This is a genomic window from Ornithinimicrobium cerasi, from assembly GCF_003702705.1.
Lineage (GTDB): Bacteria > Actinomycetota > Actinomycetes > Actinomycetales > Dermatophilaceae > Ornithinicoccus > Ornithinicoccus cerasi.
The window spans coordinates 206,861-219,886 of sequence record NZ_QZMN01000002.1; the positions used below are offsets into that span (position 1 = coordinate 206,861).

Genomic DNA, 13,026 nt, shown 5'->3' on the forward strand with positions numbered 1-13,026 from the left:
GACATGTCGTTCCTGCGCACCGCCGCCCGACTCGTCCTGGGAGCCGCGATGGTCGGTGCCGGCGTGACGCACCTGACCACGCAGCGCGAGGAGTTCCGGGCGCAGGTGCCGGGGTGGTTCCCGCTCGACGAGGACCTGACGGTCGTGGGTTCGGGCGTGGTCGAGATCGCCCTCGGTGCCGCGTTCGTCGTGCTGCCCCGCCGCCGGCGGCTGGTCGGTGGGCTGCTCGCGGCGTTCTTCGTGGTGATCTTCCCGGGCAACGTGGCGCAGTACGTCGAGGGCGTCGACGCCTTCGGTCTCGACACCGACCGCAAGCGGCTGGTCCGGCTGTTCTTCCAACCGGTGCTGGTGCTGTGGGCGCTCTACGGCGGCGGGTGGTTCCGCCGTCGCGAGACCCCCGGCGGCTGAGCCTCAGGCGGCGGAGCGGTCGACCCCGGCCATCGCCCAGCGCACCGTGCCCGTGCTGGCCCGCCCGATCGGGGCCAGGAACCGGCGGGCGAGCAGGTCGGAGCGGGGCAGGTCGAGCAGGTCGCGCGCCCACGGCTCGAGCAGCGAGACGCCACCGGCCGCGATCGCCCAGTACCCGATCCGGGCGCCGGCCGGCAGCGGCGGCTCCACGAGCAGGAACCGAGCGGCGTCCCGGGCCGCGACGGTCGTCTCCAGCTCGGGCCGGTATGCCGCCAGCGTCGCCTCGAGCTCGGCCACCGACCGCGGCGGGTCGAGCACCCCGAGGTGGGCGGCGGGGACGCCCGCCTGCGCGACGTACCGGTCCGCCTCGTCGGGGCTGAGCGGGGAGCCGGAGTAGGCCTGGTAGGCGCGCAGGAACGAGGCCACCTCCGCGATGTGCACCCACAGGAGCAGGTGCGGGTCGTCGGCGCGGTAGGGGCGGCCGAAGGCGTCCTTGCCCCGGACCCGGGCGTGGATGGAGCGGACGTGCCCGATCGTCGTCATCGCGTGGTCGACGGTGCCGAAGGTGGTGGCGGCCAGGTAGGTGCTGGTGCGCTGCAGCCGTCCCCACGGGTCGCCGCGGTAGCCGGAGTGGCCGGCGACGCCGGCCATCGCCATCGGGTGCAGCATCTGCAGGAGCAGCGCCGCGACGCCGCCGGTGAACATCGACGCATCCGCGTGGACCTTCCACACCGGGTCCTCGGGGGTGAACCACCGCTCCCCCGGGGTGTCCCAGATGAGGGCCGCCCGGTCGGCGGCGTCCTTGCCGGCGACGCGGCTGCGCAGGGACTCGCCCACGGCGCGCTGCAGCCTGCGGGTGGGTGAACGAAGCATGGACAAAGTTTATACGACTGCTGCTAGGGCACCGGCACGTCCCGGCGCCGGAACCCGACGAAGCCCGTGACCGTGAGCACCAGGCCGACGGAGAGCAGGACGAGGGTGCCGGGCGTCGACGCGCCGTCCGCCAGCACGTCCTGGCCCACCGCGATGAACGGCGAGGCGTCGAGCAGCACGTCCGGCAGGTCGAACCCGGGGCCGAGGTAGGCCAGGAGCGCGCCGACCGCCAGGACCCCCCAGGCGAGGAGGTGCCCGCGGGGCCACCACCCGAGGAGCGCGACGGCCAGACCGACGAAGACCAGGACGGCGGGCACCTGCACCAGCGCCCCGGAGAGCACGTCGCCCACCCAGTCCCGCTCGCCCAGCGCGGCCGACGTGCTGCCGCCCAGGGCCAGCGCACCGACCAGGCCGACGACCAGGGCGCCGGCGGTCACGACGAGCACGTGCACCCCCAGCCAGGAGTGGCGCGAGCGCTGTGCCGACAGGTCGACCTCCAGCCGGCCCGCCCGCTCCTCCTCGCGCAACGACCCGATCCCGGCCACGACGAAGGCGGCCACCAGCATCGCCAGCATCATCACGAAGGTCGACATGACCGTCCGGAGGAGGTCCTCGGCGAGCCCCTCCGCATCGGCGCCGAGGAACCCGCCGAGGGCGGGGTTGTCCAGGATGACGTCGATGATCTCCTGCGCCAGCGACCCGTAGACCCCCATGAGCGCCGCTGCCACCACGGCCCAGCCGAGCACCGCCCCGCGGTGCTGGCGGACGGCCAGCCCCAGCGGCGTCCGCAGCGCTGCGGACGCCCGCGGCACCGACCGGCGCGGTCGGAGGAGGGCGCTGCCCACGTCCCGCCGGTCCAGGAACCAGAACGCCAGCGCCACGAGCGCCAGACCGACCCCGAGAGCGAGCATCAGCGGCCAGACCCGGGGCTCGCCGAAGGCCCGGACCTCGTCGACCCACCCGTGCGGGGAGAGCCAGAGCAGGGCGTTCCGCTCGAGCGCGCCCAGCCCGCGCAGCAGGTAGAGGAGGGCGGTCAGCGCGATCCCGACCACCCAGACCTGCCGGTTGTGCTCGACGACCTGCGCGGCCACGGCGGTCACGCCGACGAAGACGAAGCCGAGCGCGGCGATGCCGAGGCCGTAGAGCAGCGACCCCGCGGCGTCGGCGCCGAAGGCCGCCATCACGGCTCCGCAGCCCAGGCCGGTGAGCAGCACCGCACCGGAGGAGACGAGCACCGCGGCCAGCAGCGGTGCGCGGCGCCCGATCCGCGCCGCGAGCAGCAGCTCCAGCCGCCCCGCCTCCTCGTCGCGCCGGGTCGCCCGGGACGTCAGCGCGACGGCCATGAGCGGCATACCGAAGGAGAGCACGAAGCCGAACTCGTTGGCGAGGACACCACCCAGGGTGTCCAACCCCGCCACCCGGCCGTTGAGCACGGCCATCGCGTCGCCGCCCAGCGACGCGGCATACCCGCGGATCTTCTCCGGCGTGTCGTAGAGCGCGCCGATGGAGGACCCCGTCACCGCCATCACCCCGACCATGGCCAGCACCCACGTGACCAGAACCTTCCACCCGGTGCGCAGCGCGATGCCCGTCATCGTGCCGACGCCGTGGGTGCCCGTCACCGGTCCGGTCCCGCGTAGGCCTCGAGGAACAGGTCGTCCAGGCTCGGCGGGGTCACCGTCAGGGTGTGGATGCCGGCGTCGTGCAGCGCGCCGACGAGGGCGCCGACCGCGTCGGGCTCGCAGCTGGCGTGCACGTCGGTGCGACCCTCGTCGTCCGTGCCCGTGCGCACGTCCTGGATCCCGGCGACGCGGTCGAGGTCGGGGGGCCGGACCGTCACGGCCCGCACGGCGCTGCGGGTATGCCGTCGCAGCTCGGTCAGCGTGCCGGTCGTCACCGTGCGGCCGGAGCGGATGATCGAGACCCGGTCGGCCAGCGCCTCCACCTCGCCGAGGAGGTGGCTGGAGAGCAGCACCGTGGTTCCCTCGGCGCGCCGCTCGTGCACGACCTGCTGGAACACCTCCTCCATGAGGGGGTCCAGCCCCGCGGTCGGCTCGTCCAGGACGAGGAGCTCGACGTCGGTGGCGAGGGCCGCGACGAGCGAGACCTTCTGCCGGTTGCCCTTGGAGTAGTCGCGGGAGCGCCTCGTGGGGTCGAGGTCGAAGCGGTCCACCAGGTCGGCCCGGCGCCGCTCGTCGACGCGGCCGTGCGCCCTCGCCAGGACGTCGATGCACTGGCCCCCGGTCAGGCCGGGCCACAGCGTCACGTCGCCCGGGACGTAGGCGAGGGAGCCGTGCAGCTCGACAGCGTCCTTCCAGGGGTCCCCGCCGAAGAGCCGGACGACACCCCCGTCGGCGCGCGTGAGCCCGAGCAGGATCCGCAGGGTGGTGGACTTGCCCGAGCCGTTGGGGCCGAGGAAGCCGTGCACCTCCCCGCGTCCGACGCTCAGGTCCAGCCCGTCCAGCGCCTGGACCCTGCCGAAGCGCTTGCGCAGGCCCGTGATCTCGACCAGCTGCTCGGTCATGCGGCTCCCTCCCCGGTCAGACGTGAACCGCGGGGACCGGCGGCCCCGCGTCGGGCGTCCCGGCGACCGGTTTCACGGGCAGCGTATCCACCGGGCGGGTGCGGACAGGGGGGAGCCGACGCGACCGCCAGCACAGCCCCGCGCCGTGACCTCACCGCGCGCCCCGCACGGGCGCGCCATACAGTCGAGGCACCCCCGCCCGCCCCCGAACGGAGCACCTCGTGGCACGTCATGACGTCGTCGTCGTCGGCGGCGGCAACGCCGGCATCTCGCTGGCGGCACGCCTGCGCCTTCTCGGCTGCCGGGACGTCGCGGTGGTCGCCCCGCGGCCGGAGCACCGTTACCGCCCGCTGCTGAACTACGTGGCCGGCGGGCAGGCGGAGATGCGCGAGCTGACCCGCCCGATGCGCTCGGTCGTCCCCGACGGCTGCACCTGGCTGCCGCACCGCGCGGTCGCGGTGCACGCCGCCGGGCGCGAGGTCGAGCTCGACACCGGCGAGCGGGTCGGTTACAACGACCTCGCCCTGGCACCCGGCCTCGAGCCGGACCCCGACGGCATACCGGGTCTGGCCCCGGCGATGACCGCGGGGTGGTCCACGACTGCGCACCTGGACGCCTCCGCGGAAGCGACCTGGCAGGCGGTCCGCGGTATGACGCGTGGCCGGGTGGTCTTCACGATCCCTCCCGAGCCCTCGCCGTGCGGCGGGACCGCGCTCAAGCCGCTCTTCCTCGCCTGCGACCACTGGCGTGAGCAGGGGGTCCTGGGGCAGATGGACGTGCACCTCGTGACGCCCTACTCCTCGGTGCTCGACCTGCCCTTCGCGGACCGGCGGCTGGAGCCGCACCTTCGGCGGTTCGGCGTCACCGTCCACCACGGCGCGACCGTGGGTGGCCTCGACCAGGTCGCACGGACCGTCACCCTGAGGACCGGCGCGGGCGAGGAGACCCTGGACGACGTCGCGCACGCGTTCGTCGTGCCGCACTACCGCCCCCCCGGCTGGCTCGAGGCGGTGGCGGGCGAGGGCACGGGCGGGCTCGTCGACGTCGACCCGACGACGCTGGCCCACCGCGCGCTGCCCCGCGTGTGGGGGCTCGGCGACGCGGCGGCCGTCGCGACCCGGCCGTCCGGCGGTGCGCTGCGTCGCCAGGTGGACGTGCTCGCCGACAACATCCGCCGGCACCGGCTCGGCGAGGAGCTGCGCACCTACGACGGCTACACGATCATCCCGGTCACCGTCGACCGGCGACGGCTGATGCTGGTCGAGTTCGACCGCGACGGCGTCCCGCAGCCGACGGTCAGCTGGATGGACCTGACGGTGCCCCGCCGCTCGCTGTGGGCGTTCGACCGCTACCTCGAGCCGGTGGTCTACTTCCGGGCGCTCCTCAAGGGCCGCGTCTGAGGCCGGACGGTCGGCGCCGGAGCCAGGGGTGCTGCCTCCGGCCGGGTCACTCGCTGGCCTGCGCCACGTCCTGGCCGACCCGCAGCACCGTGGCCATCGGCCGCCCCCTGGCCAGCTCGTCGACGAGCTTGTCCAGGTAGCGGATCTGCCGCATCAACGGGTCCTGGACCTCCTGCACCTTGACCCCGCACACGCTGCCGGTGATGAGGGTGGCGTGCGGGTTGAGGCGCGCCGCGGCGAAGAGGTCCTCGAACGTCGTCCCCGCCTCCAGGTGGCCGGCGAGCTCCTCCTCGTCGAGACCGGTCAGCCACCCGATGACCTCGTGCAGCTCGGCGACCGTCCGCCCCTTGCGCTCCAGCTTGGTCACGTAGTGCGGGTAGACGGAGGCGAAGCTCGTCGTGAAGATCCGGCTCATCCTGAGGACGATAGCCGGGGCGGGACGTCGGCGAGGATCTGCGCCGGTCGCGACCTCACAGGCCGCGCACCCGGAGCGCCGCCTGCGTGCGGTCCTGGACCTGCAGCTTGGTGAGCACCCTGGCCACGTGGTTCTGCACCGTCTTCAGGCTGATCCCGAGCTCGCGGGCGATCTGGGCGTTGCTGCGACCCTGCCCCAGCGCCGCGAGCACCTCGGCCTCCCGGGGGGTCAGGTCGTGCACCGCCCAGCGGCCCGCCCCACCGGCGAGCAGGTGCTGCGCCACCCCGGTGCCCAGGACCGCGCCGCCCGAGGACACCGTGCGGAGAGCGGCGAGCACCTCCTCCTGCGCCGCTCCCTTGAGGAGGTAGCCGCGGGCCCCGAGCCGGAGCGCCGCGACCACGGTGTCGTCGTCGTCGACCATCGTCAGCACGAGGACGGCGACCGGCGGCGCCGACGCGGCGATCTGTCTGGTCGCCTCCAGCCCGCTCGTGCCCGGCAGGTTGAGGTCCATGAGGACGACGTCGGGCCGCAGCCGCAGGGCCGCCGCGACGGCGGCGGCACCGCCGCCGACCGCACCCACGACCTCGACGTCCTCGACGGTCCGCAGCAGCGACTGCAGGCCGTCGCGGAACAGCGGGTGGTCGTCGACGACCAGGACCCGGATCATCCGGCACCACCTGCCAGGGGCGACCCCTGCGGGGCGGCCGCCCCGAGCGGCAGCTCGAGCCGCACCCGGGTGCCTCGCCCGGGCGAGCTCGCCACCGCCAGCCGCCCGCCGAGCTCCTCGGCCCGCTCGCGCATGCTGCCCAGGCCGACACCGCCCGGACGGGGGGCGGCCGTGCCGTCGCCGTCGTCCAGCACCTCGACCAGGAGCTCGCCGGTCACGACCCGCAGCACCACCCGGACCGTCGTCGCGTGCGCGTGGCGCAGCGCGTTGGACAACGCCTCCTGGACCACCCGGTAGGCGGCCACCTCCACCGCGGCGGGCAGCTCCGGCAGCTCCTCGACGTCGAGGTCCACCCGGGTGTCGCGGGACCGGGCGGTGAGCTGCTCGAGCGCCCCCGCCAGCCCCAGGTCGCTCAGCGGGGCCGGGCGCAGCCCCTCGACGATCCGACGCACGTCGACGACCGCGGCCTGCACGGCGCCCCGCAGCCGGAGCAGCTCCGCGTCGGGGTCCTCCAGCCCGGGCCACCGGTTGCGCAGCTCGTCCACGTTGAGGGTGAGGCTGGCCAGGGAGGGACCGAGACCGTCGTGCAGGTCGCGGCGCAGCCGTCGGCGCTCCTCCTCACGGGCCAGGACGAGCCGGTGCTGCGCCCCCCGCAACCCCTCCACCAGGCCCGCCGCATGGACGACCCCGCCCAGCTGGCTCTCGACGTCGTCGAGCAGCCGGCGGTCCGCGTCCCGCAGCCCGCTGCTGCGGCGGGCCCACAGCAGGGACCCCACCGGCCGGCCGTAGGCCGTGAGCGGGTCCTCCTGAAGGTCGGCCCCCTCGCGCCCGGCGGCGGCGAGCACGGCCCCGCCAGCGTCGCGGATCTCCACGCGGTCCAGCCGCAGCGTGGTGGCCAGCTCGTCCGCGAGCGTCCCCAGGAGCGCCGGCACGTCGGCCGCGTCGCCCAGCCTGCGGGCGGTCGCCCCGAGCACCTCCCCCGGCTCGGCCCACTGCCCGTAGGTCAGCCGGGACACCCCGCGCTGCAGCGCGTCACGCAGCGGGGCGAAGGTGACCGCCACGACCCCGGCCGCGAGCCAGGGCAGCCAGTCGGCGCCCCGCTCGTCGAGCACCGCGCCCGCCCCGGCGACGGTGGCGGCATACAGGAGCGCGACGACCGCCGACAGGGCGAGGTAGGTGAGCGTCCGGGAGACCGCGAGCTGCACGTCGTAGAGCCTGCGCTGCAGGACCGCCACCGCGACCGCGACGGGCACCGGGACGCTCACCAGCGCGAACAGCCAGGGCCGGGCGAGGTCGGTGGCGAGGAGAGGCAGGAGGAGGACCGGGGGGACGAAGGCCAGCGCGAGCCAGAGCAGCTGCTGCTGGCGGAGGGTGTCGCCGGTGCGCCAGCGGTGGACCAGCCCGGCGATGGCGACCACGAGCGCGGCGACGCAGGCCGCCAGCCCCGCCAGGGCCACCGTGTCGGCGACCGGGCGGAGCGCCTCGGGCAGCCCGGTGGGGTTCCGCACCCCGCTCGCCCGCCGGTCGAGGGGCACCGGCGCCAGCAGGGTGGCCAGCGTGAACAGCGCGACCGCACCCCCCACGACCGCTCCGGGAAGCCGACGCCCCGGCCAGGGCGCGCGCCCGTCCGGGAGGACGAAGGGCACCACGATCACCAGGGTCAGCCAGCCCAGGGCCCGGCTCGCCGTGCCGAGCGTCACCGCCCAGGCCGCCGCGTCCCCGGCACCGAGGTGCAGGCCGAGCGCGAGCGACCCCTCGCCCAGGCCCCATGCCGCGGAGCCGGTGGCGAGCAGCCTTCCCACGAGGTGACGGGGTCGCGCGGCGGCCACGAGCACGGACACCGCGCCGTAGGCCAGGACCACGACGGCCACGCACACCTCGTCGACGGGGACCCGGTCGGGCTCCTGCACCCTCGCGAGCGCGACGTTGACGACGGCCCCCGCGGCCCCCGCGAGCGCGAGCAGCACCGCGGGGAGCAGCGGCAGCCTCATGTCATCACCTCGTCTCAAGTGTGCCGGACCCCGACCGCCGACGGGAGGGTGCTGACCGCGGCCGGCACGGGGCGGCGCAGCAGCGAGACGCCGACGCCCGTCCACCACAGCAGCCACAGCGGCATCGCGTAGGTGATGCCCACGGCGGCGGCCGGCAGGGCGAGCAGCGTCAGCCCGCCCACCGTGACACCGCCCCACCCGGTCCACCGGGTCAGCGAGCGGTCGGTCAGCGCGGCCACGCCCAGGCCGAGCGCCGTGACGCCCATGAGCGGCAGCACCGCCAGGTAGGCGAAGTTGCGGACGTTGTTGACCAGCAGCACGGTCTCCAGGGCCATGCCTCCGTCGGACGCCCACGCGGCGGCGGCACCGGCCGGGAAGGCGGCGCCGACCAGCACCACGACGTAGCCCAGCCCGGCGCCCCAGCCGGTCTGCGCCGCCAGCGCACCGACGGCGGAGCGGCGGCCGAGCGACTGCGCGAGGTAGGTCACCGCGAGCAGGAGGACGACGAGCCCGGCCGTGACCACGGCCAGACCGGTGAGCGCGGCGGCGAGGCCGCGGCCGGACAGCGAGTGCTCGAGCCCCTCCTGGCCGACGTGGACGACCGGTGGCCCGCTCACGAGCATCGACACGACGGACGCGGCGACGAAGAGCAGGGCCGCGACGCCGGCGCTGCGGCGCAGCGGTCCGTCCTCGAGGGTCGTCGGGAGATGGTGCATGGTGGGCCTCCTCGGCAGAGCTACGGTGTGGTCCCACCACCGTCCCGCCCCGGGGTATGCCGTCGCGAGAGCACTCTTCCCGGGTGACCCGGGAACTTCTCCCGGGTCACCCCCCGGCCGGCCGGTCCCGCTCGGGGGGCGACCCGGGCAGCTCGACCACGAACTCGGTCCGGCCCGGGACCGAGGTCGCCGTGACCCGGCCGCCGTGCGCCTGGACGACGGCGGCGACGATGGCCAGCCCGAGCCCGCTGCTGCCGGACCCCCGGGAGCGTGAGGTGTCGCCCCGGCGGAAGCGCTCGAAGACGTGCGGCAGGAGCTCGGCCGGGATGCCCGGCCCGTCGTCGCTCACGCTGAGCCGCACCCCGGTCCGGCCCTGCTCCTCGACGGCCCCCAGCGCGGTGGTGACCGTCGTGCCGGGCGGCGTGTGCACCCGCGCGTTGGACAGGAGGTTGACCACGACCTGGTGGAGGCGGTCGTGGTCACCCGGGACGGTGAGCGGTTCGGCCGGCAGCACGAGCTCCCACCGGTGGTCCGGCCCGGAGGCGCGGGCGTCACCGACGGCGTCCACGAGCAGGACGGACAGGTCGACCGGGTCCCGGTGCGGCCCGACGCCCCCGCCGCCCCCGTCCTCGTCCCCGTCCCCGGCCTCGGCCCCGGCCCCGGCCCTGTCCTCGCCCCCGGCCCCGCCCCTGCCCGGGCCGGAGTCGAGCCGGGCGAGCAGCAGCAGGTCCTCGACGAGCGCGGACATCCGCACCGCCTCCGACTCCACACGCTGCAGGGCGTGCGCGACGTCGGGCGGGACCGGCTCCGGGACGCGGCGGACGAGCTCGGCATACCCCCGGATCGCGGTGAGCGGCGTGCGCAGCTCGTGGCTCGCGTCCGCCACGAACTGGCGCACCTGGCGCTCGCTCGTCTCCCGGGCCGTCAGCGCTGCGGCGACGTGGCCGAGGAGACGGTTGAGGGCGGCCCCGACCTGGCCGACCTCGGTGCGCGGGTCGGTGTCGGCCTCGGGCACCCGGTGCGGCAGGACCACCTCGCCGGTGTCCAGGGGCAGCTCGGCCACCCGGGAGGCGGTCGCGGCGACCCGGTCCAGCGGACGGAGGGCCCGCCGCAGGAGTGCGGCGCCGACGACGGCAGCCAGCAGGAGGCCGGCGGCGGCGACGAGGGCGATCGTCCCCGCCAGGCGCGCGACCGTGTCCTGGACCCCGGCGAGCGAGAGCCCGGTGACGACGACCGACCCGTCGGGCCCCGGGAGCGCCGCCACGCGGTAGTCCCCCAGGTCCGGGCCGAGGTCGACGGTCGTCGGCGCGCCGTCGGTGGGGACCCGCCCCAGCGCGGCGACGTCGGTGCCCTCGACCGGCTGGCCGGTGCCGGTGCGGTCGAGCACCGCGACGCGCTGGACCTCGCCGTCGACGACGGCGGCGGCGAGGGTGTCCTCGGGCTGCCCGGGGATCTCGAGGAAGCCGGGGACCATGTCGTGCCTGCCGGGGCCCATGTGGCCCTGACCCATCGGCCCCTGCCCCTGCCCCGGCCCGCCGGTGCCGTCCTCCCCGGTCGGCACCCGGCCGGCGGCGCGCCCGGCCCGCTCGACCGCGGTCGCGAGCTGGGCGTCCAGGCGGTCGGTGAGCACCCGGTCGACCGCCACGACGCTGAGCACGGTGATGGTGGCGGCGACGACGGCCAGGAGCGCCAGGACGGCGACGAGGACGCGCCGGCGCAGGGTCCAGCGCGACGGGCGCAGGCCCGCCGTGCTCACGGCGCCGGCTTCAGCAGGTAGCCGGCGCCACGGAGGGTGTGGATCATGGGGGTCCGCCCGGCGTCGATCTTCTTGCGCAGGTAGGAGATGTAGAGCTCGACGATGTTGGCCTGGCCGCCGAAGTCGTAGTTCCACACCCGGTCGAGGATCTGGGCCTTGCTCAGCACCCGGCGGGGGTTGCGCATGAGGTAGCGCAGGAGCTCGAACTCGGTGGCGGTGAGCTCGACGGGGTCACCGGCACGCCATACCTCGTGGCTGTCCTCGTCGAGGACGAGGTCGCCGACGACCAGCTGCGGGTCCGGCGTGACGGCCACGACCGCGTGGTTGCGGCGCACCAGCCCGCGCAGCCGCGCGACGACCTCCTCGAGGCTGAACGGCTTGGTGACGTAGTCGTCGCCCCCGGCGGTCAGCCCGGCGACCCGGTCCTCCACCGCGTCACGGGCGGTGAGGAAGAGGACGGGCACGTCGTCGTCGCGGGCGCGCAGCCGGTGCAGGACGCTGAGTCCGTCGAGGTCGGGGAGCATGACGTCGAGCACCACCACGTCCGGTCCGAACTCGCGGACCTCGCGGAGCGCGGCGTGCCCGGTGGCCGCGGTCCGCACGTCCCACCCCTCGTAGCGCAGCGCCATGCGCAGCAGGTCGGTGAGCATCGGCTCGTCGTCGACGACCAGGACCCGCACCGGCGAGCCGTCGGTCCGGGTCAGCTGCGGCGGCGGGGGGGACGCAGCGGCCGGGGTCATGCTCACCCTCCTACCGTGCGGGGGCGCGCTGTGCGCCGTCTGTGCACGTCCTGTGAGGAGCGTATGCCGTGACGCCCGGCCCGGGCGTCAGGGCAGCCAGAGGGGCGCGAGCCACCCGGTCAGGCAGGCCGACACGAGCAGGGTGCCGACGACGAGGGCGACCACCCGCCAGCGCGCGACGACGAGCATGCCGCTGACCGCACCCACGCTCGTCCCCGCCCCGGTGACGAGGAACGCCAGGGCCGGCCCGGCACCCATACCCCCGTCCATGAGGGAGGCCACGAGGGGAAGCGAGCCGTCGGTGTTGAGGTAGACCGGGATGCCGAGGAGGGCCGCGAGCGGGACGGCGGTGAGGGCGTTGCCGTCGCCGAGGTGCTGCTCGAAGAAGGACCCGGGGACGAGCTCGATGAGCAGGTAGCCGAGGGAAGCGAACGCCAGGAAGAAGACCGCCAGCCTGCGTCCGTTGGCGACGACGGCGACGAGGAAGTCGCGGTGGCGGGAGGCGTGGACGCGCTCACGGTCCGGCCGATCCGTCGGGTATGCCGCGCCGCTCGCCCGGGTCGGGGGTGCCGTGGAGGTGCCGGAGGCCGCGGCCACGAGCTCCCGCTCCGGCGCCGCGGCCTGGACCGTCGTCGCGGCCACCCGGGACTGCCCCGCCAGCCAGCCGTGACGCTCGAGCACCCAGGCGGCAGTCCCTCCGAGCAGCCCGACACCCACGGCGGCGAGGACGAAGGTCGTGGCGAAGGCGGGACCGAAGAGGCCGACCGACAGGGCGTACTCCCCCGGGCTGGTCAGGGGTGAGGACGCGAGGAAGGCCACGACCGGGGCCCACGGCACGGACGCGGCGAGCGAGCCGAGCACGACCGCCATCGTGCCGCAGGAGCAGAAGGGGGTGAGCGCCCCGAGGGCGACCGCCCCGAGGACCGCGACCGGCGTGCTGCGCCGCAGCCACGCGCCGAGCCGGTCGGTGCCGACGTAGACCTGGATCGCCGAGGCGAGCACGATGCTCAGCACGAGGTAGGGCCAGGTGGCGCTCAGCGTGGCGAGCACCTGGGTGAGGACGCGGAGGGCAAGATCGGTGGACCAGGACAGCATGGACGCTCCTTTGCATAGATGACTGTCTAATGATTAGATGACTATCTATGAATGCTTCGCCGCTGTCAACAGATTCCCCGAGTGCCACCGCGCGCCTGGCCGAGCTGTGCTGCGCACCGCTGCTGGCCGAGGAGCTGGGGGCCGGGGACGCCGACCTGCTGGCCCGGGCGCTCCGGACGCTGGCCGACCCCGTGCGCCTGCGGATCGTGAGCCGCATCCGGACGAGCGAGGACGGCCGCTCGACCACGACCGCCCTGGCCGCCCACCTCGGCCTGACCCAGCCGACCGTCTCCCACCACCTCGGGACGCTGCACGACGCCGGCTTCCTCGTCCGCGAACGGGCGGGGCGCCAGACCTGGTACTCCGTGGAGCCGGACGCGTTCGAGGCGATGCAGCAGCTCCTCGACCCGGCCCCGGGACGCCCGTCCGCCTGAGCCGGGG

At 75.4% G+C, this 13,026-nt stretch carries 13 protein-coding genes; 3 read left to right on the forward strand and 10 right to left on the reverse strand.

All coding sequences use genetic code 11. The features are described 5' to 3' along the window. The first annotated feature begins 3 nt into the window (after positions 1-3). Positions 4-408, forward strand: coding sequence for a DoxX family protein (locus tag D4B81_RS02870; RefSeq protein ID WP_122260998.1), 405 nt, complete (start codon positions 4-6; stop codon positions 406-408). A gap of 3 nt (positions 409-411) precedes the next feature. Here the strand turns inward: D4B81_RS02870 and D4B81_RS02875 are convergent, their stop codons facing one another. From D4B81_RS02875 to D4B81_RS02885, 3 genes are read right to left on the reverse strand one after another with little or no spacing between them, the layout of a single operon-like run. Then, a complete protein-coding gene (locus tag D4B81_RS02875; RefSeq protein WP_122260999.1) occupies positions 412-1,281 on the reverse strand; it encodes an oxygenase MpaB family protein in 870 nt (289 codons plus the stop codon). A 23-nt stretch (positions 1,282-1,304) separates the two neighbouring features. Continuing rightward, a complete protein-coding gene (locus D4B81_RS02880) occupies positions 1,305-2,903 on the reverse strand; it encodes an ABC transporter permease (RefSeq protein WP_122261000.1) in 1,599 nt (532 codons plus the stop codon). Next, a complete protein-coding gene (locus D4B81_RS02885) occupies positions 2,900-3,805 on the reverse strand; it encodes an ABC transporter ATP-binding protein (RefSeq protein ID WP_122261001.1) in 906 nt (301 codons plus the stop codon). Before D4B81_RS02885 ends, D4B81_RS02880 begins: the two co-directional genes overlap by 4 nt. A gap of 221 nt (positions 3,806-4,026) precedes the next feature. Between D4B81_RS02885 and D4B81_RS02890 the strand changes: the two genes are divergently transcribed. Continuing rightward, positions 4,027-5,205, forward strand: coding sequence for an FAD-dependent oxidoreductase (locus D4B81_RS02890; protein ID WP_122261002.1), 1,179 nt, complete (start codon positions 4,027-4,029; stop codon positions 5,203-5,205). A 46-nt stretch (positions 5,206-5,251) separates the two neighbouring features. On the opposite strand, the gene D4B81_RS02895 is transcribed toward D4B81_RS02890, so the two are convergent. The 7 genes from D4B81_RS02895 to D4B81_RS02925 form a co-directional block, all read right to left on the reverse strand. Further along, positions 5,252-5,620, reverse strand: a complete 369-nt coding sequence (locus D4B81_RS02895; protein WP_122261003.1) for a DUF2200 domain-containing protein — start codon at positions 5,618-5,620, stop codon at positions 5,252-5,254. Between the two features lie 55 nt (positions 5,621-5,675). Continuing rightward, positions 5,676-6,287, reverse strand: coding sequence for a response regulator (locus D4B81_RS02900; protein ID WP_202613544.1), 612 nt, complete (start codon positions 6,285-6,287; stop codon positions 5,676-5,678). After that, positions 6,284-8,278 (reverse strand): ATP-binding protein, encoded by a 1,995-nt coding sequence (locus D4B81_RS02905; RefSeq protein WP_122261004.1) that lies wholly within the window; start codon positions 8,276-8,278, stop codon positions 6,284-6,286. The genes D4B81_RS02900 and D4B81_RS02905 overlap by 4 nt, the downstream gene beginning before the upstream one ends. Before the next feature lie 14 nt (positions 8,279-8,292). Next, positions 8,293-8,994: a hypothetical protein gene (locus D4B81_RS02910; RefSeq protein WP_122261005.1), complete on the reverse strand. Its 702-nt coding sequence runs from the start codon at positions 8,992-8,994 to the stop codon at positions 8,293-8,295. A gap of 106 nt (positions 8,995-9,100) precedes the next feature. Continuing rightward, positions 9,101-10,750, reverse strand: a complete 1,650-nt coding sequence (locus D4B81_RS02915; RefSeq protein WP_161964969.1) for a sensor histidine kinase — start codon at positions 10,748-10,750, stop codon at positions 9,101-9,103. Next, on the reverse strand, positions 10,747-11,490 hold the full coding sequence (locus D4B81_RS02920; RefSeq protein ID WP_122261006.1) for a response regulator transcription factor: 744 nt from the start codon (positions 11,488-11,490) through the stop codon (positions 10,747-10,749). The genes D4B81_RS02915 and D4B81_RS02920 overlap by 4 nt, the downstream gene beginning before the upstream one ends. A gap of 87 nt (positions 11,491-11,577) precedes the next feature. After that, on the reverse strand, positions 11,578-12,585 hold the full coding sequence (locus D4B81_RS02925) for a permease (RefSeq protein WP_122261007.1): 1,008 nt from the start codon (positions 12,583-12,585) through the stop codon (positions 11,578-11,580). Positions 12,586-12,632: 47 nt separating this feature from the next. On the opposite strand from D4B81_RS02925, the gene D4B81_RS02930 reads away from it, so the two are divergent. Then, positions 12,633-13,019 (forward strand): ArsR/SmtB family transcription factor, encoded by a 387-nt coding sequence (locus tag D4B81_RS02930; protein WP_122261008.1) that lies wholly within the window; start codon positions 12,633-12,635, stop codon positions 13,017-13,019. The last annotated feature ends 7 nt before the right edge of the window (positions 13,020-13,026 follow it).